This is a genomic window from Sphingobacterium hungaricum, from assembly GCF_015210005.1.
In the GTDB taxonomy this organism is placed as follows: Bacteria; Bacteroidota; Bacteroidia; order Sphingobacteriales; family Sphingobacteriaceae; genus Sphingobacterium; species Sphingobacterium hungaricum.
This window is the reverse complement of the sequence record NZ_MU158698.1, coordinates 1,129,750-1,152,131: the sequence shown is the minus strand read 5'-3', so window position 1 is coordinate 1,152,131 and position 22,382 is coordinate 1,129,750. Positions and strand designations below refer to the sequence as shown.

15 protein-coding genes are annotated in these 22,382 nt (G+C 37.7%); 5 read left to right on the top strand and 10 right to left on the bottom strand.

All coding sequences use genetic code 11. From position 1 onward, the window contains the following. Nucleotides 1-2: 2 nt before the first annotated feature. Nucleotides 3-1,424 (bottom strand): D-alanyl-D-alanine carboxypeptidase/D-alanyl-D-alanine endopeptidase, encoded by a 1,422-nt coding sequence (gene dacB, locus C4F49_RS08210; RefSeq protein ID WP_231388243.1) that lies wholly within the window; start codon nucleotides 1,422-1,424, stop codon nucleotides 3-5. Between the two features lie 140 nt (nucleotides 1,425-1,564). Here dacB and C4F49_RS08205 point away from each other — a divergent pair, with 140 nt between their 5' ends. Both C4F49_RS08205 and C4F49_RS08200 read left to right on the top strand, forming a co-directional pair. Next, entirely contained in the window at nucleotides 1,565-3,340 is a 1,776-nt protein-coding gene (locus tag C4F49_RS08205) for an aminopeptidase P family protein (RefSeq protein ID WP_196935385.1), read from the top strand. A 303-nt stretch (nucleotides 3,341-3,643) separates the two neighbouring features. Beyond that, on the top strand, nucleotides 3,644-6,007 hold the full coding sequence (locus C4F49_RS08200; RefSeq protein WP_196935384.1) for a glycoside hydrolase family 3 N-terminal domain-containing protein: 2,364 nt from the start codon (nucleotides 3,644-3,646) through the stop codon (nucleotides 6,005-6,007). 485 nt (nucleotides 6,008-6,492) lie between these two features. On the opposite strand, the gene C4F49_RS08195 is transcribed toward C4F49_RS08200, so the two are convergent. The 9 genes from C4F49_RS08195 to C4F49_RS08155 all read right to left on the bottom strand — a co-directional run bounded on the left by C4F49_RS08195 (nucleotide 6,493) and on the right by C4F49_RS08155 (nucleotide 17,582). After that, on the bottom strand, nucleotides 6,493-6,780 hold the full coding sequence (locus tag C4F49_RS08195; protein WP_196935383.1) for a type II toxin-antitoxin system RelE/ParE family toxin: 288 nt from the start codon (nucleotides 6,778-6,780) through the stop codon (nucleotides 6,493-6,495). 2 nt (nucleotides 6,781-6,782) lie between these two features. Next, nucleotides 6,783-6,992 carry a DUF2683 family protein gene (locus C4F49_RS08190; protein WP_196935382.1) on the bottom strand — a complete coding sequence of 70 codons (210 nt, stop codon included), beginning with the start codon at nucleotides 6,990-6,992 and terminating at the stop codon, nucleotides 6,783-6,785. Nucleotides 6,993-7,044: 52 nt separating this feature from the next. Beyond that, nucleotides 7,045-7,461, bottom strand: coding sequence for a bile acid:sodium symporter family protein (locus C4F49_RS18100; RefSeq protein WP_262894785.1), 417 nt, complete (start codon nucleotides 7,459-7,461; stop codon nucleotides 7,045-7,047). A gap of 26 nt (nucleotides 7,462-7,487) precedes the next feature. Then, on the bottom strand, nucleotides 7,488-7,907 hold the full coding sequence (locus C4F49_RS18095; RefSeq protein WP_196935381.1) for a bile acid:sodium symporter family protein: 420 nt from the start codon (nucleotides 7,905-7,907) through the stop codon (nucleotides 7,488-7,490). A gap of 219 nt (nucleotides 7,908-8,126) precedes the next feature. Next, entirely contained in the window at nucleotides 8,127-9,893 is a 1,767-nt protein-coding gene (locus tag C4F49_RS08175) for an alpha-L-fucosidase (RefSeq protein ID WP_196935380.1), read from the bottom strand. A gap of 72 nt (nucleotides 9,894-9,965) precedes the next feature. Next, complete coding sequence (locus tag C4F49_RS08170; protein WP_196935379.1) at nucleotides 9,966-11,858, bottom strand: SusD/RagB family nutrient-binding outer membrane lipoprotein; 1,893 nt, start codon at nucleotides 11,856-11,858, stop codon at nucleotides 9,966-9,968. Nucleotides 11,859-11,868: 10 nt separating this feature from the next. Continuing rightward, nucleotides 11,869-14,973 carry a SusC/RagA family TonB-linked outer membrane protein gene (locus tag C4F49_RS08165; RefSeq protein ID WP_196935378.1) on the bottom strand — a complete coding sequence of 1,035 codons (3,105 nt, stop codon included), beginning with the start codon at nucleotides 14,971-14,973 and terminating at the stop codon, nucleotides 11,869-11,871. A gap of 11 nt (nucleotides 14,974-14,984) precedes the next feature. After that, the gene (locus C4F49_RS08160; RefSeq protein ID WP_231388242.1) at nucleotides 14,985-16,172 is read right to left on the bottom strand and encodes an ROK family protein; all 1,188 of its coding nucleotides are present in this window, start codon (nucleotides 16,170-16,172) and stop codon (nucleotides 14,985-14,987) included. Nucleotides 16,173-16,391: 219 nt separating this feature from the next. After that, nucleotides 16,392-17,582, bottom strand: coding sequence for an ROK family protein (locus C4F49_RS08155; RefSeq protein ID WP_196935377.1), 1,191 nt, complete (start codon nucleotides 17,580-17,582; stop codon nucleotides 16,392-16,394). Between the two features lie 534 nt (nucleotides 17,583-18,116). Between C4F49_RS08155 and C4F49_RS08150 the strand changes: the two genes are divergently transcribed. The 3 genes from C4F49_RS08150 (at nucleotide 18,117) to pnp (ending at nucleotide 22,344) form a co-directional block, all read left to right on the top strand. Further along, nucleotides 18,117-19,328 (top strand): acyltransferase family protein, encoded by a 1,212-nt coding sequence (locus C4F49_RS08150; RefSeq protein WP_196935376.1) that lies wholly within the window; start codon nucleotides 18,117-18,119, stop codon nucleotides 19,326-19,328. Nucleotides 19,329-19,639: 311 nt separating this feature from the next. Next, a complete protein-coding gene (rpsO, locus tag C4F49_RS08145) occupies nucleotides 19,640-19,918 on the top strand; it encodes a 30S ribosomal protein S15 (protein WP_196935375.1) in 279 nt (92 codons plus the stop codon). A 233-nt stretch (nucleotides 19,919-20,151) separates the two neighbouring features. Next, nucleotides 20,152-22,344 (top strand): polyribonucleotide nucleotidyltransferase, encoded by a 2,193-nt coding sequence (gene pnp / locus C4F49_RS08140; protein ID WP_196935374.1) that lies wholly within the window; start codon nucleotides 20,152-20,154, stop codon nucleotides 22,342-22,344. Nucleotides 22,345-22,382 lie beyond the last annotated feature (38 nt).

Below are 22,382 nucleotides of genomic sequence, written 5' to 3'. Positions count from 1 at the left end.
TATTACTTTAATGTATCCAAAACCTTAAACATTGCTTGACGCATAGAAGAGGCACTTCCCTGATAATTATTGATTAGGAAAGAAAACACATAATCTTGATTTGCGCCAGAAGTTTGATATCCCGTATAGCCTAATACACCTCCGATGGTGCCACTTTTCATTTTCATGTTATTCGGTGTTGGCAGACTTTTCTCAAATGTGTCAAACCAATTGCGCTGTTTGGCATAGCGCATGATTTTGCTCATGGCCGAGGTAGTCACTCTATTTTGAGGAGAAAGTCCTGATCCATCGTATAGCACTAATTCGGAATCGCTGATTCCTAATTTTTGTTGCCAGTATTTATTCACCAATTGCGTCGCGTTGTTTCGGGTCGATGCTGTTGGGCTGCGTTCGCCGATTACCTTTAATAAGGATTCGCCATACAGGTTGATGCTTTTTTGGTTGAACCAATAAACGATTTCCGATAGTTTTGGTGAAGAATGCACATGCAATTCTTTTTTTCCTGTCGGGAATGTTTTGTTGCTATCTGCCAATAATTTTCCCGTCGTGGGTAACTGCTCGATCAGAATATCGTTCGCCAGTAAAGCTTGGCGCAATTGGAAGGCTGCATCATAGGCAGGGTCTGGAACTGAGATTTCGATGGTCTTCTTTAAATCTTGCCCATACGTTCCGCGCAAATAAATTGTTCCTGAATAAGGGGCTGAATACCCATATACATTATCTCCAGAACCCGAAGAGCCTGTTTTAACCTCATTTACTACAGACAAATAAGAGATGTCTGAAGTTGTTTTGCTTATTCTTGTGGGGTTGTTGACCGATGATGCGGCAAAGACAATTCCCGTTTTATTTTCTCTCCAATTCAAACCTGAAACTCCAGCACCATAATAATTGCCCATATCCTGCCACATCCATGTTCCCGGAATATCATAACCGTTTAAATAGCGGTCATCGCCGATAATCCGTCCGGACACAGATTTAATTCCGGCGTATTGAATGGCCTTCACCCAAGTACTTAGTAAGACTTCTTCTGAATTTCCTTCAAATCGATCGGAAGCCAATGTAGGATCTCCACTGCCTTCAATCACAATATCTCCCACTAAATTACCGACAGAGTCAATGTCCCCTGTGTAGTAAAGCTTTGTCTGAAATTTAAATTCTGGGCCTAAAAGATCTAAAGCGGTGATAGAGGTGATGACTTTCATGGTTGATGCCGTAGGCAGACCTATCTGGCTGTTTTTTTCAAAAACAACTTGTCCTGTCTTCGAATCCAGAACCGTTAATGAAGCAACGCCATTTTTAATATTGGATTGCTTTTCAAATGTTTGGAATGCTGTGGCAATTTTTTGAGTAGCTGTTTGAGCCATTGCGCTAGACGCAATAAAAACCGAAAACAGACAGCTTGTTATTAAAGTATAGATCCTCATAGCATCTTGATTTTTGTTACGCAAAGGTAAGGACTATGCGCAAAGATTGACGTTCTGCTGATGTAAAAAAAGTATATCCTTCTTTATTTGCGTCGAGGAACAAATTAGAATTTTATAACTTGCATTAAATTTAAAAGATAATGACACAACTTGAAAAATTAGCAGCTTTACGATCAGAAATGAAGGACAAGGGCATCGATGCTTATATTATCCCTTCATCAGATCCGCATATCAGTGAATATTTACCCGAACGTTATAAATGCATTGCCTGGACTTCTGGGTTTACAGGTTCTGCTGGAACATTAGTCATTACGGCAGATTTCGCCGGATTATGGACGGACTCCCGATATTTTGTGCAGGCCAATGAACAATTAAAGGATACAGGTTTTGAATTGGTCAAATTAAAAATTCAAGGCGTAGCCGAATATGTAACCTGGTTGTCCCATCAGCTTGCTGCTGGGCAGAAGGTTGCCTTTGACGGCAATCTAGCTTCTGTTGCAATTGCTCAAACTGTCCAAACTACGCTATTGCCGCTAGGCATTGAAGTTTATGGACATATAGATTTGTTGGACGCCATTTGGAACGAAAGGCCTAAATTGCCTACCGAAAAAGCGTATCTACTCGATGAAAAAGTAACAGGTCAATCCACTTCGGATAAAATCAATGCGATAAAAGATACGTTGAGAGAGAAGCATGCAGATGCTCATTTAATTTCATCGCTGGATGATTTGGCTTGGGCATTGAATATACGCGGAAATGATGTGCAGTGCAATCCGGTTGTTTTGGGATTTTTGTTGATCTCCAGAGCTGGAAATACATTGTTCATTGACCAATCGAAATTGACGGCTGCGGATATTACTACTTTGGCAGATGCTTCAGTTGAAGTTCAATCCTACGAACTGCTTTTTGAACATTTGAAATCGCTGGAAGCCATTCGCATTTTATTGGATCCAAAAAGAACCTGCTTTGCTGTGTATGATAGCATTCCGGCAGGAATACAAATCCTTGATGCGATTAATCCATCGACCAGCCTAAAGGCAGTTAAAAATGCAGTTGAAGTTGAAAATACGCGCAAGGCCATGGTCAAAGACGGTGTGGCGTTGACAAAATTCTTCAAATGGGTAGAAGAAAATGTGTCTGAAAATACATTGACAGAAATCAGTATTGCAGAAAAGGCGCATCAACTTCGTGCAGAACAGCCGGGTTTTGTGGATATTTCCTTCGATACCATTGCTGGCTATCAAGCGCATGGCGCATTGCCACATTACAAAGCTACGCAGGAAAGCAATTCAACGCTGAAAGCCGAAGGCTTGCTATTGGTTGATTCAGGAGGTCAATATCAAGACGGAACTACCGATATCACGCGTGTTATTTCGTTAGGAAAAATCACAAAAGAGGAGCAAGCGGATTATACGCTGGTTTTGAAATCCATGATTGAAGGTTCATTGGCTGTTTTTCCTAAAGGAACAAAAGGATATCAAATTGATGCCATCACTCGCCAGCCGATGTGGCAAACCCTAAGAAATTATGGACACGGAACAGGGCATGGCGTAGGTTATTTCCTGAATGTACACGAAGGTCCTCAGGTGTTTAATCCATCCGCAGTAGATGTTGCTGTGGAAGAAGGAATGATTACCTCGATGGAACCAGGTTTGTATCGCGAAGGGCAATATGGAATCCGAATTGAAAATCTATTATTGGCGAAGCCAAAAGAAACCAATTACTTTGCAGATTTTCTTGAATTTGAAACATTGACGGTATGTTATATTGAAACTTCCTTAGTGGATAAAACTTACTTAGATCAGAAACATATTGACTGGTTAAATCAGTACAATCAATGGGTGTATGAGCAATTGGTTCCGTTCTTAACAGATGAAGAAAGCACTTGGCTGGAAATTAAAACAAAAGAAATTTAGAAATCAGTCTTAAAATAAGAAAAAGGGCATTTCCGCAAAGGAGATGCCTTTTTTGCTTTTCGGAATGATCAGAATAGAAATTAAAACAGAAGGTTTAAATTCTAAAACTAGGTTATAGGATTGGTAAATAAAACTTATTAAATTCTTTACTTCTTTAAATTTCTATCTATTTATAATAGGAGATTGAAGTATCTTTAGCATTTGAAGCAATTTAGCTTGTAAGTATCAAGAAAGCGTATTCAAATTCAACAAATAAAATTAAAGATCAGAACGATTGTATTTTCTGATCAGTAAAACAAACTAATGAAACTAACGTATATTTTTCTTCTTGCTTTAATTTGTTTTGGAACAAAGCAAGTAAGCGCGCAAACTTTACCTTATAAAAACAGCAAACTTTCTATTGACGAGCGTGTCGCGGATCTGCTTGGCAGAATGACTGTCGAAGAGAAGGTCGGACAGCTATCCAAATTGTTGGGTTGGGAAATGTATGAAAAAAACGGAAAAAATATTTCGGCTAGTCCAAAACTAAAAGATGCTGTAAAAACACAGCATATCGGTATGCTGTGGGCAACTTTGCGTGCGGATCCTTGGACTCAAAAAACCTTATTGAATGGCTTAAGTCCTCAAGAAGCTGCCAAAGCCACAAATGCGATACAGCGCTATATGATTGATAGCACGAGGTTGGGAATTCCATTGCTGTTGTCAGAAGAAGCACCTCACGGACACATGGCTATTGGAGCGACAGTATTTCCTACAGCTATAGGGCAAGCGAGCACATGGAATCCTTTTTTAATTGAAAAGATGGCAAGCGCAATCGCTAAGGAAACATTCGCCGTAGGCGGAAAAAATGGCTACGGTCCGGTGTTGGATTTAGCTAGGGATCCACGCTGGTCTCGGACAGAAGAATCTTATGGAGAAGACCCTTATTTAATCGGTCGAATGGGCGAGGCGATGGTAAAAGGTTTTCAAGGAAAAACAATAGGTGAAGAAAATAAAATCATTTCAACCTTAAAACATTTCGTTGCTTATGGCGTGCCCGAAGGAGGACATAATGGCGGAGCAGTTTCGGTCGGTGAACGTGCTTTGATGCAACACTATTTACCACCATTTGAAAAGGCTGTTAAAGCGGGTGCGGGTTCTGTTATGACTGCTTATAATTCGATTGATGGGATTCCATGTTCTGCCAATGAATGGTTATTGACACAGGTTTTGCGAAATCAATGGGGATTCAAAGGATTTGTGGTGTCCGATTTGTTGAGTATTTCAGGATTGAATGGAAGCCATGCTACAGCAGAAAACGCAGCTGATGCAGCTTCGCAGAGTATTCATGCAGGTCTAGATGTAGATTTGAGCGGAAGCGGTTTTAATACCAATTTATTGGAAGCAGTTAAAACGGGTTTAGTCGATCAAGCGGTATTGGATCGTGCTGTTGTTCGTGTGCTGCACATGAAATTTTCATTGGGATTGTTTGATAAGCCTTATGTAGATGAACAAGCGGTTGTGAAGAAAGTAGCGACTGCCGAACATAGTCAATTAGCAAGACAAGTTGCGCTTGAATCCATCGTCTTGTTGAAAAATGAAAATAATGTGTTGCCGTTAAGTAAGTCGTTAAAACGTATCGCAGTTATCGGGCCAAATGCCGACAATGTGTATAATCAATTAGGAGATTACACGGCACCACAAGAAGATGGAAAAGTAAAAACGGTGTTGGAAGGCATAAAAGCTGCGGTTTCTAAACAGACCGTGGTTGATTATGTGAAAGGTTGTGCGATTCGTGATACAACTGCAACGGATATTGCGGCAGCAGTTCGGGCAGCTAATCAAGCGGAGGTTGTAGTTGTTGTCTTGGGAGGTTCAAGTGCCCGTGATTTTAAAACTTCCTATCAGGCGACGGGCGCCGCAAATGTGGATGCGGCATCACAAGCAATCAGTGATATGGAAAGCGGAGAAGGTTTTGATCGCTCGACATTGGATTTAATGGGTGACCAATTGGCGTTGCTGAAAGCATTAAAAGCAACAGGAAAGCCCATTGTTTTGGTGACTATTAAAGGCCGTCCGCTTAATTTGAACTGGGCTGACGAACATGTTTCTGCAATTTTAGATGCTTGGTATCCAGGACAAGAAGGGGGATTAGCGATCGCAGATGTGCTTTTTGGAGCTTACAATCCTGCCGGAAGATTGCCGATTTCATTTCCTCGTTCGATCGGTCAGTTGCCTGTTTATTATAACCACAACAAGCCAAATCATCACGATTACATTGAATTGAGAGCAAAACCTTTGTATGCTTTTGGCTACGGCTTAAGCTATACCACATTTGACTATAGCGACCTTCAAATAGATTTGAACGAATCAGCAACTGATTTGACAGCTACTATTTCTTTCCAAGTCAAAAATACAGGTGATTACGGTGGGGACGAAGTTGCCCAGCTGTATCTTGTTGATGAGGTAAGCAGTGTCGTTACGCCTGTAAAACAGCTGAAACGCTTCGAACGGAAGTTTATTAAAAAAGGAGAGAGCCAAAGGTTTTCTTTTGAGATCAATCTAGAGGATTTGAAGTTATGGGGCATCGATAAACAATGGAAGGTAGAAAATGGCAAGTTTAAGGTTTTAGTAGGTCCTGCTTCAGATAATGTGAAATTGACTTCGGAATTTGAAGTAAAAATTTAAAAGCAAAAATTCAAAAATTTGGAAAGACTTTCCGCTTTGGGTTATGTGGGGATTTTGCTCTGCGAAATTCTGCAACTTCTCATTGCTTCTCCTTGGCTAACCTTTCTAAAGTTCAAAAGACCGCAGAAGACGCAGAGAAGACACAAAAGACACAGAGAAAAATTCAAAATAGTTGTTTTACTATTTTGAGTAAATAACTTTCTAAACTCTGAGTCAAGCCTTTTTAGCGTCAAAATAATAAGAAAGACCTTCCGCAATAATTCCGCTTTGGGTTACGTGAATTTAGCTCTGCGAAACTCTGCGACTTCTCAGTGCTTCTCTGTGTCTAACCTTTATAAACAGAAAACATGCTGAAAGACTTTCTAAAGTTCAAAAGACCGCAGGATACGCAGAGAAGACACAAAAGACGCAGAGAAAAACTCAAAATAGTTGTTTTACTATTTTGAGTAAATACATTTCAAAACTCTGAGTCAAGCCTTTTAGCCTTACCAAAATGGTTCTTGTCGATTATCAACTATGTAAAGTAAGGTAACATAGTCGTCAGACACAGCGTAAAAAAGTGAACTTAATTTGTTTATTGGAGCTACCCTAACATCTCTATCGAATGTACTAGATTTGTACATTTTAGGATATGTTGCAATTAATCGAATGATATTTTCTGTTTGAAGAATAAATTGATTGGTAACTTTTTCACCCCAGTTTTCTTCAATGAACATAACTAATACCCTGAACGTAAATTCAAATGTATCTGTATATTGAACTGAGAGGCTCATGTTTATTTACCAAGAATCGAATTGAGGTCTTTAAATTTTTTTACCTTTCCTAATCTTAAATCGTTTTTAGATTTTTCAATACCGGCAACGACATGATTTGGGTAATTTAGAGTCTGATTTGTCTCATGATAGTCAACCTGAAGTGCTTTTAAAGCAGCTTTTACAGCTTTTATAGCTTCTTCATTTTCTAAATGAATAGTTATAGTTTTCATACCATATAATATTGTATTATCAAATTTAGAGAAAAATTAAGAAACTTTCATCTTATTCATCCACCTTTTTCCGATTGACTAAATAGCCAAATATTGCTGCAATAAAGAACATGATTATGCTATAGACTGCTGGTGGAATACTCATGACGCTATTTCCTAAAACACTTAGTGCAATGTAAATGGCTAAGGTTCCGTTGTGAATTCCGATTTCCATTCCGATAGCGATGGACTGTTTGCGATTTACATTAAATGCGGAAGGCAAATAATAACCAACGCCCATGCTCAATACATTGAATACCAAACAAGCAAGGCCAACTTGTTGGAAAGATTCCATAAATTGTGCGCGTTCCTTCACGATAGCGCCAACAATAATGACGACCAAAAAAATAGCAGAAAGGATTTTCACAGGTTTTTCCAATCGTTTGGAGATATTCGGGTTTAAATAATTGATAAACATGCCGATTGCCACAGGGATTAGGACTATTGCAAAGACTTCTAGGATTTTTTGAACTGCATGGGAATCACTTGTTCGCTTTCCATAAAATAGCCCATTGCAAAATTGACGATAAAGGGAAGCGAGACTAAAGTCAAAATACTATTTAATGCAGTTAATGAAATGTTCAACGCAACGTCGCCTTTGGCTAAATGACTGAATAAATTAGCGGTTGGGCCTCCAGGTGATGCGGATAAAAGCATCAGTCCAACGGCTAGTTCGGGTGGTAATTTTAATAAAATACATATTCCGAAACAGATGATTGGCAATAATATCATTTGGCAAAAAAGGCCTATAAAAACGGCTTTAGGATATTTGACAATTCGAGTGAAATCTGCAACAACTAGGTTAAGTCCTAAACCCAGCATAATTATTCCAAGTGCAATAGGCAGGAATATAGTTAATAAACTGCTTTGTTCCATAGATTTATGAATATTTGGTTACATGAATCTACAAAAATTAAATAATACTTGAAACTTTTTATAGTAATTTAAAACGAAAAATTTTTATTTATAATAAATAATGGATTTTATTTCTACAATCTTGCCTGTTGATTTTTCTTAAATACGATGTAGGGAAAAAAATAAGCTAACGTTAAAGTTCGGTTTCGTATGGGGTAGAGAAACCGAACCATTTATTTTTTATTTCGCTATCCAAATGCGATTAAATAGGAGAGGATTCGATCCATCTATCTTGAAAGTCACTATGTACTCACCGATTTGATCAACTGTGATTTCGCCAATTCGATGATCTACAAATTCATCGGTGTAATAATTCATGTTTGGTTCGACAGTAATCTTCCCATCTGGCAAAATACTTCCCTTCAGTGTTTTCTTATTGACAGTAATGTTCACAGGCACAGCTACAGTATTTGGATTGTGCGTGGATAAGTCAATTTTATACGTTCCTTTTTCGGCGATAAATATTTTCCAAGAAATTGATTTATCTGAATTGATGATCAAGTGATTTGGCTTTAGGCCATTGTATTTTTCAAATTTAAAATCTGAATCCAACACGTTCAAAGCATTTGCTGAAAATCCTCCAAAAGTAGATTCTCCGACAATTTCTTTATTGATTTCAACAGGTTTTTCAAATTCCATTTTCACAACTGAAACGTAAGGATCAGGTTGGTCAGACGGAATTTTAATATGCATCAATGGCCCAAATTGTTCAAATTTTACTGGAATATTTCCACTTGCGTTCAAAACCGAAATCCGAGATGGTTTGGACGTAATGCCACTTATCCTCAAAACGCTATCCAAAGGCCAGTTAAATACTTCCGCATACACGACTTGTTTCCCATTTTCTGTTTTGGTCGTTAAGGTTCCCCAATCATGCTGTTTGGTCCGTAATCCTAAACCTGTATTTCCATACACTGCTTCTCCATATTTCTTCAACCAATTGCCAACATCGTGCAATCGGGTGATGCTTTCGTAAGGAACCGATCCATCAGCACGCGGACCAATATTCAGCGTAAATCCTCCGTTAAGGCTCACGTTCGAAAGCAAGGATTCGAAGAGCTGTCCCGTGGATTTCCATTCTTTCTCTTGTCCGTTGTATCCCCAAGAATGTGCGATAGTTCCAGGCGTTTCCCATGGATGTTCAATGTAATTAGAACTAAATGTGTTATCGCCTAACGTTTCAAAGTCAACGTTCTCTTGGTCTGTGGGCAAACCTAATCTGGAATTGATCAAACAATTTGGCTGTAATTTGCGGATGAGCTGGACGACTTGTTCGAGCTGTTCTTTTTTAATGATCGATTCTTGATAGGGAATCCACATATCAAACCACATTAAAGCAATATCTCCATAGTTGGTCAATAGTTCCGTTAATTGCGGGATTACTTTCTCTTGCCAATATTGGTTGTATTGTGCATCAGTTACTCTTCCAGTTACTTCTTGATTATGATCCCAAGCGTAAGGTTCAGACCAATCAAGCCAATGGGAATAATAAAACCCTAATTTCATTCCATGCTTCCGGCAAGCATCAGCTAATTCTTTAATGACATCTCTATTCGTTCCGCTCAGTTTTGAAAGGGAATAATCTCCGATTTTCGTATCCCAAATCGCGACACCATCATGATGTTTAGAAGTCATAATGATGTATTTCATGCCTGCTTCTTTTGCTAAAAGAACCCATTGTTCTGGATCAATCTTATCCCAAACAAATCGTTGTGCTAATTCGCCATACTCTTCTTTTGAAATGCGATTGCGATAGCGAATCCATTCGGCATAATTATTTTCGTAACGCAAGTTTTCCCCTTTCCACAAGCCTTCGGCTCCAGAATACAATCCCCAATGTATAAACATTCCGTAACGGGCATCTTCAAACCATTTGGACTTGGATGGGGTTTGAGCAGAAACTTGAATACTAATAATGCAAAGTGCTAAAATGATCAGATTTTTCATGAAAATACTTTTTCTAAAAATAAGAAAAGCGCTCAAATTTTGAGCGCTTTTATCAATTTAAATAAATACCGATTAATTTTGTTTTGCCCACCATAAAGGCGTCCAAATTTGATCTCCATTTTGTCCTAATAGGCCAACAGCTAAATCATAGTTTGCCTGATCTGCTATTCTAAAAGAAGATGGGTATCTCAATCGTTGTGGGAAGAAATTTACTTGATTTTTAGTGTAATTCCCATCTGTTAATTGAGGCATTGTTGCTATAGGTTGTTCGATGGCAGGGTTTTCAAAAAACGGCAATCCCAACCTTCTGTGATCACTCCATGCTTCCAAAGCCAAATATGGAAATGAAGCGATGTATTTTTGGGTGATAATTTTGGTCAGTTTATCGTTTTTAACCGCTCCATTTTTATAGATCGTATTAGAAGGGTAAGCAACTTGCGAAGTACCTTCTACCCCAGTATAAGCATCTTTATATTTGATAGTGAAAGATGTTGCAGGTTCAGTTACGTGATCATAGCTTACAGAAGTTCCAACACGATTATATTCTGTCGACGATTTGTAAGCCGTTAAATGATTAGTTACGTCCCAATAAGCGAAGTTTTCTTCAATTCCTTTTTCATAAGCGGCTTTGTCAGATAATGGCGTAGCCCATCCTCTTAAAGATGCTTCTGCAATTAAGAAATAGCTTTCCCAAGAAGCGAAGAAAATTCTTCTTTGAGTACTTGTTCTAAATTTATTTACCATTCCTGGCTGTCTACCATTCTGACCCCTTAAAACAATCGTAGATGCTTTGGCTCCCCAAGTTCCACCTGAAAATGCATTCCAAGTATACTTAGTATCTAAGTTATCTGTTCTAGTATCGCTAACTTTGATTGTCGCCGCTTGATTAGTTGCAGAAGGGAAATAGTTAGGGTCTGATGTGTTTCCTGGCAAGAAAAATGCCTTGTAAGCCCGTGGATCCATTTTGTTTGGCAACCCATCTAAATAATAACCTTGTGAAGGATCATTTGATTTAATTGAAAAGTTATTAAAATAACGTGTTCCAAAATCATTTTCCTCTTTTACTTTAGCTATGATATCGGGGTTTTCAAATTGATCTGCTGATTTTATTCCGCCTAACCCTACAAAGATATTGTTCATTGTAGCAGAAAGAATTTGAGTATTCCAAGTTCTAGACATTACTCCTGTTAATGGATCCCATCCATCTTTTTCTTGAACGGAAAAATTCTGAGCCGATGATTCAATGAATTTATTGCCAACAAGAGCCGCTTCAAATTCAGTTTTTGCTTTTGCTGGATCAATTTCTGATAAACGCATAGCTAAACGCATTCTCATAGAGTTCGCAAAACGAATCCACTTATCCCATTCAAATCCATACGCAGCATCATAAGCTTTAACTTCATCGCCACTAATAGTTATGTCTAACTTTGTCGGTGCATCCGCAAGCTCAGCTAACATATAGTAATAAACATCTTTTACCGAATCGAATGTTGGATTAACTCCTTTAAATGATTCTATAGGAGCAGGGCCAAAATTGTCTGTCAATTCGCTCATTAGATAAACTCTCCAAATACGGGCAACGTGTTTAAGGTTCTCATTGTAGGACTCTGCTGTACCATTAGTAGCTTTAATGTCAGCAACTTCGATTGCAGAGTTTGCATTGTTCAACCATTCGGAAATGTATCGCCAGTAATCGCCATTAAATCCATCATCGTCAGCCCCCTGATTGATGTAGTTCATGCTATGGTGGCGTGCTGCAGTTTTCCAATAATAAACGTACATGCGTTCCGCAATATGTGGATCTTGTTGAGCTCCGATTATTGAATTGTTCAAAAAGTATTCAGGCCTAACTTGTTGGTCGTTAGCAGCCGTAGGATCAAAATTGATATCTTCTAGTTTTGTACAAGAAGCAGATAGCCCTGTGATCAGAAGTGCTATGGATATTTTTGATAATATATTTTTCATTATATTTTATTTAAAAACCAACAGAAATATTTAAGAAATAAGATCTAGACGTAGGGAATGAAAGGTATTCAAATCCTAACGCATTCGTGCTTGTAGCAAACGTGGATTCAGGATCTACCCCTTTGCTATTACTTTTTAACATTGCCAAGTTGTTTACTGATAGTCCGAAACGTGCGCTTTTTACTACTGATGATTTTAGCACACTCGTTGGAATACTGTAGCTCAGCATCAAAGTTCTAATACGGATATTCGTAGCATCAAATATATTTTGTTCAGTAATACCTAGATTACCTGTTCCAGCTACAGCTGTCCAATAATTTTCAGGACTTACCTCTCTATCATTTTGTACATATTCTCCATTCACTAATTTCACACCTTCAACAATGAAGTTTTCTCGAGCTCCATTGACAACCGTTTCTTCCGCAGAACCTGCTAATTGCAAGGCTCTGTGAGTTCCAGCGAAGAACTTTCCTCCAAATCGACCATCAACTTGAACACTAAGTCCGAAATTTTTGTAATTGAATGAATTGGTAATACCAGCTAGCGCTCTCGCAGTTTGGTCGCCCATATAATGTGTTCCACTTGCTGCCGAAGGCAAACCTGTTTCAGAAGTCAAAATCAATTTGCCATTGTGTATACTTTCAGGGTCTTCAACTCGTAAAAACTTCGTTCCATATATTGCTCCGTAGTTTCTTCCTTCTTCGGCAAAAATATTTACATAATCGATACCACCTAAACTCAAGCGCTTCGCTTCTGGATGTAGCTCAATGATTTGGTTAATGTTTCTAGAAACATTAGCTGTTAAATTCCACTTTAACTGCGTGTTTCTCAAAATCTCAGCGTTGAAAACAATTTCAAAACCTTCATTTTGGATATCCCCTGCGTTTGCTTTAAATCGTTGATAACCAGAAAGACTGTTCATCGGAATTTCCAATAGTTGGTTTGTCGAATTGTTTTTGTAATAAGCGAAATCAAACCCAATGCGATTATCTACGAATTTAGTTTCGAAACCCACTTCAAAACTTTTTTGCAATTCATTGACAACACCAACATCATATTTTGTCTGACGCTTAGACGCTGTTGTTACATTATTTGGGTCATTTCCAATTGTATAGGTGTTGTATAAATTATATGGATCCATGTCTCTACCAGTTTCTGCATAAGAACCTCTTATTTTCGCAAAATTAAACCAAGAAGGCATCTCTCCATTTTTTCTGATTAAGTCAGAAATAACAAAGGACGTACTAATCGATGGGTAAAAATAGCTGTTATTATCAGGATGTAAAGTTGATGACCAGTCATTGCGTCCGGTTAACGTAAGGTAAAAGAAATTATCATAATTAACATCTAAACTTGAATAAACCGAGTTGATTTGTTTTTTGTTAATTGACTCTGTCACTCCTGGATTACCAATGTTGTTGTTTACAGTAAATAGATTTGGTACTCGAAGATTACCCGCAGAAATGCTTAATGAATTTCTGTTGCGTTCCATCACTTGACCATATAAAGAGAATGCTCCACCCCATTTACCAAAAAGATTATCTTTTCTTGCATGTAAGCTAACTATGTAGTTGTTTTCGTAAAATTTGTCCATACTAGTTGAGTATGAATTATTGATATGACTACCGGTATATGTTTTAGATTCGTATTTAGTATTATAACTATCTGAACCAAAACGTACGTCAGCACTTAACCAAGAATTGAAATCGTATTTTACTGTGGCATTCATTAAATAGCGGTCTCTTGAATCATTACTTAATTTGTTATTTACTGCCCAGTAAGGATTCATTCCAGAATCTTCTAAATACCAAGTTTGGGTTGCTCCCAATTGGTCCATTCCAGATTCAAATTGTGAAATATCTAAAGACCTCGGTAATAAAAGAAGTTGTGCGTAATAGTTTCCATCATTTTGTCCACCTACAGCTCTGTTTTGCGCCATGTTTTTCATATACTGAACCTTAATGTCGGTAGACCATTGGTTTCTTTCGCCAAATTTAGATGTAACTCGATTAATTAAATTTAATCGGTTTAGCTTAACACCTGGTGTTTTACTGTCATCATGTAAGTAGGTTGCAGAAGAATACAGATTTACTTTATCAGAAATGGCCTGCTGAAAGTTGATGTTTTGTGTCGTGCTAAATCCAGTCTTAAAGAATGTGCCCATGTTGTCATAAGCTTTCAGATTTGTTTTTGAATCATTCCAAGTATCTACCTCTTGACCAGTAATTTTTTCACCCCAAGAACTAGTAGCTAATCGCCCGTAAACTCCACCAGCACCTTGTGAAAAATCACTTTGCAATTCAGGTGTCATAAAGATATTTTCGATTCCAGTTATCGTTGAATAAGATATACCAACGCCGTCTTTAGCTTTGCCGCTTTTTGTCGTGATTAAGATTACTCCGTTTGAAGCTCTTGAACCATATAAAGCAGATGCAGCTCCACCTTTTAGAACCGACATGCTTTCAATATCTTCAGGGTTTAAATCTCCAAGACCACTTCCCATATCAGCCGAAGGATTCCAAAAGTCATTATTTGATGCTCCAGAAAAATTATCCATCGGTACACCATCTACAACGATTAAAGGTTGATTATCACCAGTTATAGAGTTAAATCCACGCAAGATAATTTTTGACGAGGATGCTGGACCGCCACCACTTTTGACAACCTGCAAATTGGCTACTTTTCCTGCCAAAGCGTTCGCGATGTTGTTTTCACGCGCATCGGTCAACGCTGCCCCTTGAATCTCTTGGAATGAATAACCCAATGATTTTTTCTCACGTTTTACGCCCATCGCTGTGACTACAACTTCTTCCACTGCGGAATCATCGATTACCAAAGTAATATTAATTGAAGTGCCAGAAACTGTGATTTCTTGAGTTAAATAGCCTACGTTTGAAATTCTTAATTTTTCACCGTTGCTGGCTTGAATGGTAAAAGAACCTGTAGCGTCTGTTGAAGTAGCCTTTGTTGTTCCGATAACGGAAACAGTAGCTCCCGGTACTGCTCCATTCGTATCTGACACTCTCCCGGTGACAGATTGTTGCGCAAATAATGCCTGCATACCCAGAAGTATGAAGAACATTAAAGTACAACTTTTTAGGTAAAGTTTGCTCATTTTTTAGTTGATTAAGTTAATGCTTCTGTTGATTGTAATTGTTTGGTTTTCCATTTAGCTTGCTCCACCAAGACACAGGCTGAGCCAAGCAGTTGAATATGTTCTAACGTTGATAATTCGATAGTTGTGTTTTTTGATAGCCTAGGGATGCTGAATTCTTGAACGGAAGACTGTATAGACAATAGCAAGATGTTTCCAAAGTCGGCACCTCGACCGCTGATGATTATTTTCTCGGGATTCATGATGTGAATGAGTGTTGAGATACCCTTGCCAAGCATATAGGCTATGTTCTGTACAGCGGAAATAGCAAGCTGGTCACCGTTTTGAACAGCGGTTATCAAACTTTCGGAATCAGTAGCGCTGGTCGATAGCGTTTTTAAAACAGATTCCTCACCAGATTTGATTTTTTCATTTACAAATTCTATCGCCGAAAGGAGGGAAGCGTCTACCTCTATGCATCCTTTTTTACCACAAGAGCACAATTTGTTGTTATTAGAAAGTGGTATGTGACTGAATTCTCCAGCATAGCCGCTATGGCCTCTAAATAATTGGTTGTTAACAATCATTCCGAGCCCTACCCCCCAATTTAAATTGATGATAAGTGCATTTTGGCTCTGAATCGCTTTTCCAAATTTTTTCTCTGCAATTGCTATTGCAGATGAATCATTCTCAATGTAAGTAGGAAGATTGAAATGTTGCTGAATATGATCCTTTAACTTAAAAAGTGGATTCTTTGATGTGTAAGAATTGTTAATACCCGTTTTTTGTTCTACAAATCCGGGCATCGTAATTCCGATTCCTAAAAATGAGTGCCCTAAAAATAGATTTACTGTTTCTTCTATTAAATCGATAACGTTTTTAAATGCTCGATCAGAATCCAGTAAAGGGTTTTCAATCTCTTTAGGAGTTACTAGCTGATTATTATGTACATCAAAAACTGTAATGCTAGTCTTGTACTGGTCTATCGCTACAGCAATTAAATAAGGATGTACTTCTCTATTTAGCTCGAATTGAGCGGCTCTTCGACCTCCTGTAGATGGCGCTAATCCACTGTCAATTATTAAATCTTCTTGAAGTAAATTATTTACAGCCTTCGTAATATTAGGAACGCTCTTACCAATTGAAGAAGCTAATTCCGCAATTGATTGCGGTTTTAAAAAGTATAAACTTTTAACAATTTGAAGCTTAAGATTTTCCAAGTTTTGGCTAGTTATTATTTTACTTAATCCAAAGTAAATAAATTTTACTTAAAAAATCAAAACTTTTTAAAAATATTATTAAGTAGCCGTTATTATTGTGTTAATTTAATTTAGTGTATATTTCAATTTAAATTTTAAATACTCGAGAAAATATTAGTTAAGTTGGTCAAAAAATAGAGGTGTTATTTTCGTATTTCGAGTGTTTATTTTATTATCTAGCTAGATAAATTCCCTTGCAGTTACAGTTGCTTGAAAATTATTCCAGCTCGCTTGTTCGATTATCACGCAGGCGGTACCGAGCAATTGGGGGTTTTGTATGTTTGAAATTTGAATTTTTGTGTGTTGCAAAAGTCGCGGGATGCTAAATTCTAGTACAGAAGATTGTAAGGATGGAATAAGCAATTCTCCGATTTGAGCTCCTCTGCCGCTTATTACTATTTTTTCTGGATTCATAATGTGGATGAGCGTCGCTATACCCTTGCCTAAAATATGTGCGATTTTTTTAGTGGCTTCAATACCTAATTGATCTCCGGATTGGATTGATGATATGATATCTTGGAATTCAATCTCTCCTGTTTGCATATTTTTTTTAATGCTGCTTTGAACGCCATTCTCTAATTGCCTTTTGATAAATTTAATTGCGGATAGCAAAGAAGCTTCGACTTCTATACAGCCTCTTTTACCACAAGAACATAAGTCATTTTGCTCTGATAAGGGAATGTGGCTGAATTCGCCAGCGTATCCACTGTGACCACGGAATAATTGGTTGTTGATGATCATACCGAGCCCCACACCCCAATTTAAATTTATCACTAGCGCATGTTTTGAGTTTAGCGCTCTTCCAAACTTATGCTCCGCTATGGCTATTGCTGTTGAATCATTCTCGATAAACGTATGTACCTGAAAATGGTTTTGAATATTTTGTCTTAAATTATATAAAGGATTGGTCGTTGCATAGGAATCATTTATTCCGTTTGTATGATTTACAAATCCTGGAATCGTAATACCGATTAAATAGGCAGCTTGACCAAGTTTGTTGTTAACTTCAGTAATAATTTTAACAATTCGTTCGTATGCTAATTTTCCTTCAGATAAATCATTTTTTATTGTTCTTGGAGGAATAATAAAGTTGTTTCGAAAGTCAAAAACGCAAATTTGTGTGAAGTGCTGGTCAATTGCAAGGCAAATTAGTAATGGTAATTTCTCTTTTTTTAATAAGAATTGTGCTGCTCTTCGTCCTCCAGTAGATGGTGCTAAGCCGTTTTCCATAATCATCTCTTCCTCCAACAATCTATAAATCACATTCGTGACGTTAGGGACGCTTTTAGAAAGCGATTTACTTAAGTCAGCAGTAGATTGCGGACTTGAAAAATATAGGCTTTTTACAATAGATGCTTCTAGTTTTTTCAATTTTGAAAGATTTGTTTACCTTTAAGTTTAAACCAAATTTAGCTTAAATAATTTGTTTACTGCTTAAAAAAAAAGGCTTCTGGGACACAATCCAAAGGGGATTGATGAAAGCCTATTGAAAAATTATTTTCTTGAATGTGTTTTGCCTGTTTTCTATAAAGTTTAATAAATCATCCTAGCAATAGCGACAATGTGCGTAAAAAATACTTTAATTTTCAGACCACAATTTGCCGAATTCATTATCTACTGAAATGAATTCTGGAAACGAGGCCATCTCGTCTAACCGAGCTTTAACATGATCATAATTTACAGTGCCAGATTAGTTCATCTGAAATAGCTTGATAATGATTAACTTTTGCAAAATAGCCGATTTTGTACCAATCTTTAACTGAATTTTTTACACCTATTTCATACCACTATAATGCTGTTGAAACCGATGATTCAAGTTTAATTTGTAATTCGTTATGATTATTTAAAAAAATTTTTCGCCTCTCCTGTCTATCTTCCTTATCTTAGCCTAAAATTAAACCTAACATGCAGCAGCGCTATTATTCTTTGGATGTTTTTCGGGGTGCAACCGTGGCCTTGATGATTTTAGTCAACAATCCGGGAAGTTGGGGAAGTATGTTTGCGCCATTAAAACATGCGCCTTGGCATGGTTGTACACCGACAGATCTGGTTTTTCCATTTTTTTTATTTGCCGTCGGCAATGCCATGTCCTTTGTCATTCCTAAATTACAGGAAGCCGGTGATGCGGTTTTTTGGAAAAAAGTAATTAAGCGTACAGTCTTGATTTTTGCGATTGGCTTATTTATCAATTGGTGGCCTTTTGTGCAATGGGTTGATGATGTCTTAGAGTTTAAATATTGGGTGAATCCAGAAGATCCGACGAAAGGAATCCGGATTTTAGGTGTATTGCAACGCATTGCCTTATGTTATTTCTTTGCTTCCATTATCGCATACTATTTAAAGCCAAAGGCTATAATTGTTGTTTCAGCACTTATTCTTTTTGCTTATTGGGTATTGTGTTATTTCTTGGGTACGCCAGATCCATACAGCTTGGAAGGTTGGTTTGGAACAGCGATCGACAAACAAATTTTAGGTGTGGCGCACATGTACAAAGGCGAAGGTGTTCCTTTTGATCCGGAAGGTTTGGTTAGTACATTGCCAGCTATCGTCCAAGTGACGTTTGGCTATCTTGCTGGAATATTTATCAAAAATCAAGGAGAGGTTTCTTGGCTTTGGGCTAAAGCGCCTAAATCCATCGAAAAACAGTATAAGCTTATCTCAGGATTATTGGTAATCGGATTTATCTTATTCGTGATTGGACAGTTTTGGTCATTGGGATTTCCATTGAACAAAAAGATTTGGACAAGTTCCTTCGTTGTTTACACGACTGCATTGGCCATTCTCACTATAGGTTCGATGATTTGGCTGATCGAAGTTCTGCAGGTCAAAAATGGATTAACAAAATTCTTCGATGTATTTGGCAAAAACCCATTGTTTATCTTCGTTTTAAGCGGACTTCTACCTCGTTTTGTCAGCCTATTTAGAATTCCTGACGGGATAAATGAAGAAGGCATAGCTACTTACACCAATGCGATCAATTGGTTCTATAAAAATATATGTGCTCAAATCCCTGGTCCTCCTGAACTCGGCTCCTTTGTCTATTCGCTTTGCTTTTTAGCAATTATGTGGGTGATTTGTTATTATTTGGATAAAAAGAAGATTTATATTAAGGTGTAAAACAGTTGTTTTATGGAAAATAAATTTACAAGAAATGAAAGCTGAAAAGTTCTCGAAATCAGATTTGATTAGAAACTTAAAAAAAGGTGAAGAATCAGGTTTTGTAACTAATTTTAACAGAAAAACTTTCATAGAAAACCTTCACAAAAAACATTTTAGTCGTAATCTTAATCCAAAAATTAAAAAATAATTCAATCCATTCCCGCATGCTGGTTTTTGAATTTCCAGTTTTTTACTTTTGATTTTTTACTTTTTAATTATTACCTTTGCGTCCAATTCATTAAATTTTAACACTTTAATATTATTCAAGAATGTATTTAAGTAAAGAGTACAAAGCTGACATTTTCGCTGAATTTGCGGGAGGAGCAACAAACACAGGTTCTGCAGAAGGACAAGTAGCTTTATTTACTAAAAGAATCGCTCACTTAACTGAGCATTTGAAAAAAAACAGAAAAGATTTTAACACTCAACGTTCTCTACAAATGCTTGTAGGTAAACGTCGTTCTTTGTTAGCTTATTTGTACAAAAAAGATATCGAAAGATACCGTGCCATTATCAAAGGCTTAGGTTTACGTGATATCATCAAATAAACTTTTAGAATTTATTGGAAAGCCATTTGCTCAAGCAAATGGCTTTTTTTATGGGCGACCAGCTCCCTAAACTCGTCAACACTATCCTTTTCTTTTTACTTTGAATATAATCCCAAAGGTTTTTTTGTGCATTGTATTTTATAGCTAAGATTTTAGTTACCTTTGTGGCAATTAAAAATTTTTAGTATTCGGTGCATCTTTCAATGACGCAAATGCACCACAATGTAAACAAGATGAGTTATAACGAAAAAAAAGTAACAATCGATTTAGGAGGCAACCTAGCTCCAATCGAATTGTCTACAGGAAAATTAGCGAAACAAGCTGATGGTTCTGTTGTGTTAAAACAAGGCGCTACGATGCTTTTGGCAACTGTAGTTTCTTCAAGAGACGCAAAAGAAGGAGTGGATTTCTTACCGCTTTCTGTTGATTACCAAGAAAAATATGCTTCTACAGGAAGAATCCCAGGCGGATTTTTACGTCGTGAGGCACGTTTGTCGGACTATGAAGTGTTGATTTCCCGTTTGGTGGATCGTGCTTTGCGCCCATTATTTCCTGAAACATACCATGCTGATGTGCAAGTGATGATTTCCTTGATTTCAGCTGATAAAGATATTATGCCAGATGCATTGGCAGGTTTAGCGGCTTCTGCAGCGATTGCAGTTTCTGATATTCCTTTCAATGGGCCGATTTCTGAAGTTCGCGTAGCGAAAATTGATGGTCAATTGGTGATTAACCCTAAATTATCTGAATTAGCAAATGCGACTTTAGAATTTATGGTTGCTGGTTCAGCACAAGACATCGTGATGGTAGAAGGTGAAGCACATGAGATTTCGGAAGCTGAAATGGTAGAAGCGATTGCTTTTGCTCATGAGGCGATTAAGAAACAAGTTGCTGCGCAAGTTGAATTAGCAAACTTAGTAGGTTCGAACACAAAACGTGAATTCGACCACGAGCCTTCAAATCCTGAATTACGTGAAGCGATTTTTGCTTCTACTTACGATAAAGTGTATGCGATCGCTGCTTCAGCATCTGCGAAACACGATCGTTCTGAGAAATTCAAAGAAATTTTCGAAGAATTCAAAACAGCTTTTGGTGAAGAGGTTGATGACGAAACTAAATTCTTATTGAAGAAATATTTCCATGACGTACAATACGATGCGGTTCGTAATTTAGTATTGGACGAAGGAAAACGCCTAGACGGACGTGATGTACGTACGGTACGTCCGATTTGGTCAGAAGTAGATTATTTGCCAGCAGCTCACGGTTCGGCTGTGTTCACTCGCGGTGAAACACAATCATTGACTTCAGTTACATTAGGAGCAAAAGATGATGAGCAAATGATCGATGGAGCATTTATCAATGGCTACAACAAATTCCTTTTGCATTACAATTTCCCAGGATTTTCTACAGGCGAGGTAAGACCAAACCGCGGTGCGGGTCGTCGTGAGATTGGTCATGGTAACTTGGCTTTGCGTTCGTTGAAACAAGTATTGCCAGCTGATTCTGAAAATCCATACACAATCCGTGTTGTTTCTGATATTTTAGAATCCAACGGTTCTTCTTCTATGGCAACGGTTTGTGCAGGAACATTGGCTTTATTGGATGCAGGTGTTAAATTAAAAGCGCCAGTTTCAGGTATTGCAATGGGATTGATCACCGATGAAAAATCTGGAAAATATGCAATTCTTTCCGATATTTTAGGTGATGAAGATCATTTAGGTGACATGGACTTTAAAGTTACAGGAACTGAAAAAGGGATAGTAGCATGTCAGATGGACTTAAAAATCAACGGTCTGAAATGGGAAGTGTTGACTCAAGCATTGGATCAAGCGAAAGAAGCTCGTCTTCATATTTTGGAGGAAATGAAGAAAACGATTTCTGCTCCTCGTGAAGATTTCAAACCTCATGCACCACGTATTATTTCATTGACAATTGATAAAGAATTTATCGGAGCTGTTATCGGGCCCGGTGGTAAAATCATTCAAGAAATGCAACGCGAGACCGGAGCTACAATCTCAATCGAAGAGGTGGATAACAAAGGTATCGTTCAGGTTTTTGCGGATAACAAAGATGCTATCGACGCAGCGGTTACACGTATCAAGAACATCGTCGCTAGACCAGAAGTTGGTGAAACGTACGAAGGTAAAGTAAAATCAATTATGCCATTTGGTGCATTCGTTGAAATTATGCCAGGAAAAGACGGTTTGTTGCACATTTCCGAAATCGATTGGAAACGTTACGAAACGATGGACGGGATTTTCAAAGAAGGTGATATGGTAACTGTTAAATTATTAGATGTGGACAAGCAAGGTAAGATGAAACTTTCTCGCAAAGCTCTATTGCCTCGTCCTCCACGTGAAGATAAACCAAAACAAGAAAATAAGCCTGCTACAGAGACTCCAAATACGGAGGCTCCTCAAGCTTAATTTTTTAAAAAAAATAAAATGAGAAAGCCCGCTGAAAA

What these genes read in the sequence shown, in the direction of transcription:
- C4F49_RS08150 (WP_196935376.1), top strand. Translation starts at nt 18,117, where the DNA reads ATGCAGCAGCGCTATTATTCTTTGGATGTTTTTCGGGGTGCAACCGTG.
- C4F49_RS08170 (WP_196935379.1), bottom strand. Translation starts at nt 11,858, where the DNA reads ATGAAAAATATATTATCAAAAATATCCATAGCACTTCTGATCACAGGG.
- pnp (WP_196935374.1), top strand. Translation starts at nt 20,152, where the DNA reads ATGAGTTATAACGAAAAAAAAGTAACAATCGATTTAGGAGGCAACCTA.
- rpsO (WP_196935375.1), top strand. Translation starts at nt 19,640, where the DNA reads ATGTATTTAAGTAAAGAGTACAAAGCTGACATTTTCGCTGAATTTGCG.
- C4F49_RS08195 (WP_196935383.1), bottom strand. Translation starts at nt 6,780, where the DNA reads ATGAGCCTCTCAGTTCAATATACAGATACATTTGAATTTACGTTCAGG.
- dacB (WP_231388243.1), bottom strand. Translation starts at nt 1,424, where the DNA reads ATGAGGATCTATACTTTAATAACAAGCTGTCTGTTTTCGGTTTTTATT.
- C4F49_RS08190 (WP_196935382.1), bottom strand. Translation starts at nt 6,992, where the DNA reads ATGAAAACTATAACTATTCATTTAGAAAATGAAGAAGCTATAAAAGCT.
- C4F49_RS08165 (WP_196935378.1), bottom strand. Translation starts at nt 14,973, where the DNA reads ATGAGCAAACTTTACCTAAAAAGTTGTACTTTAATGTTCTTCATACTT.
- C4F49_RS08175 (WP_196935380.1), bottom strand. Translation starts at nt 9,893, where the DNA reads ATGAAAAATCTGATCATTTTAGCACTTTGCATTATTAGTATTCAAGTT.
- C4F49_RS08200 (WP_196935384.1), top strand. Translation starts at nt 3,644, where the DNA reads ATGAAACTAACGTATATTTTTCTTCTTGCTTTAATTTGTTTTGGAACA.
- C4F49_RS08205 (WP_196935385.1), top strand. Translation starts at nt 1,565, where the DNA reads ATGACACAACTTGAAAAATTAGCAGCTTTACGATCAGAAATGAAGGAC.
- C4F49_RS18095 (WP_196935381.1), bottom strand. Translation starts at nt 7,907, where the DNA reads ATGGAACAAAGCAGTTTATTAACTATATTCCTGCCTATTGCACTTGGA.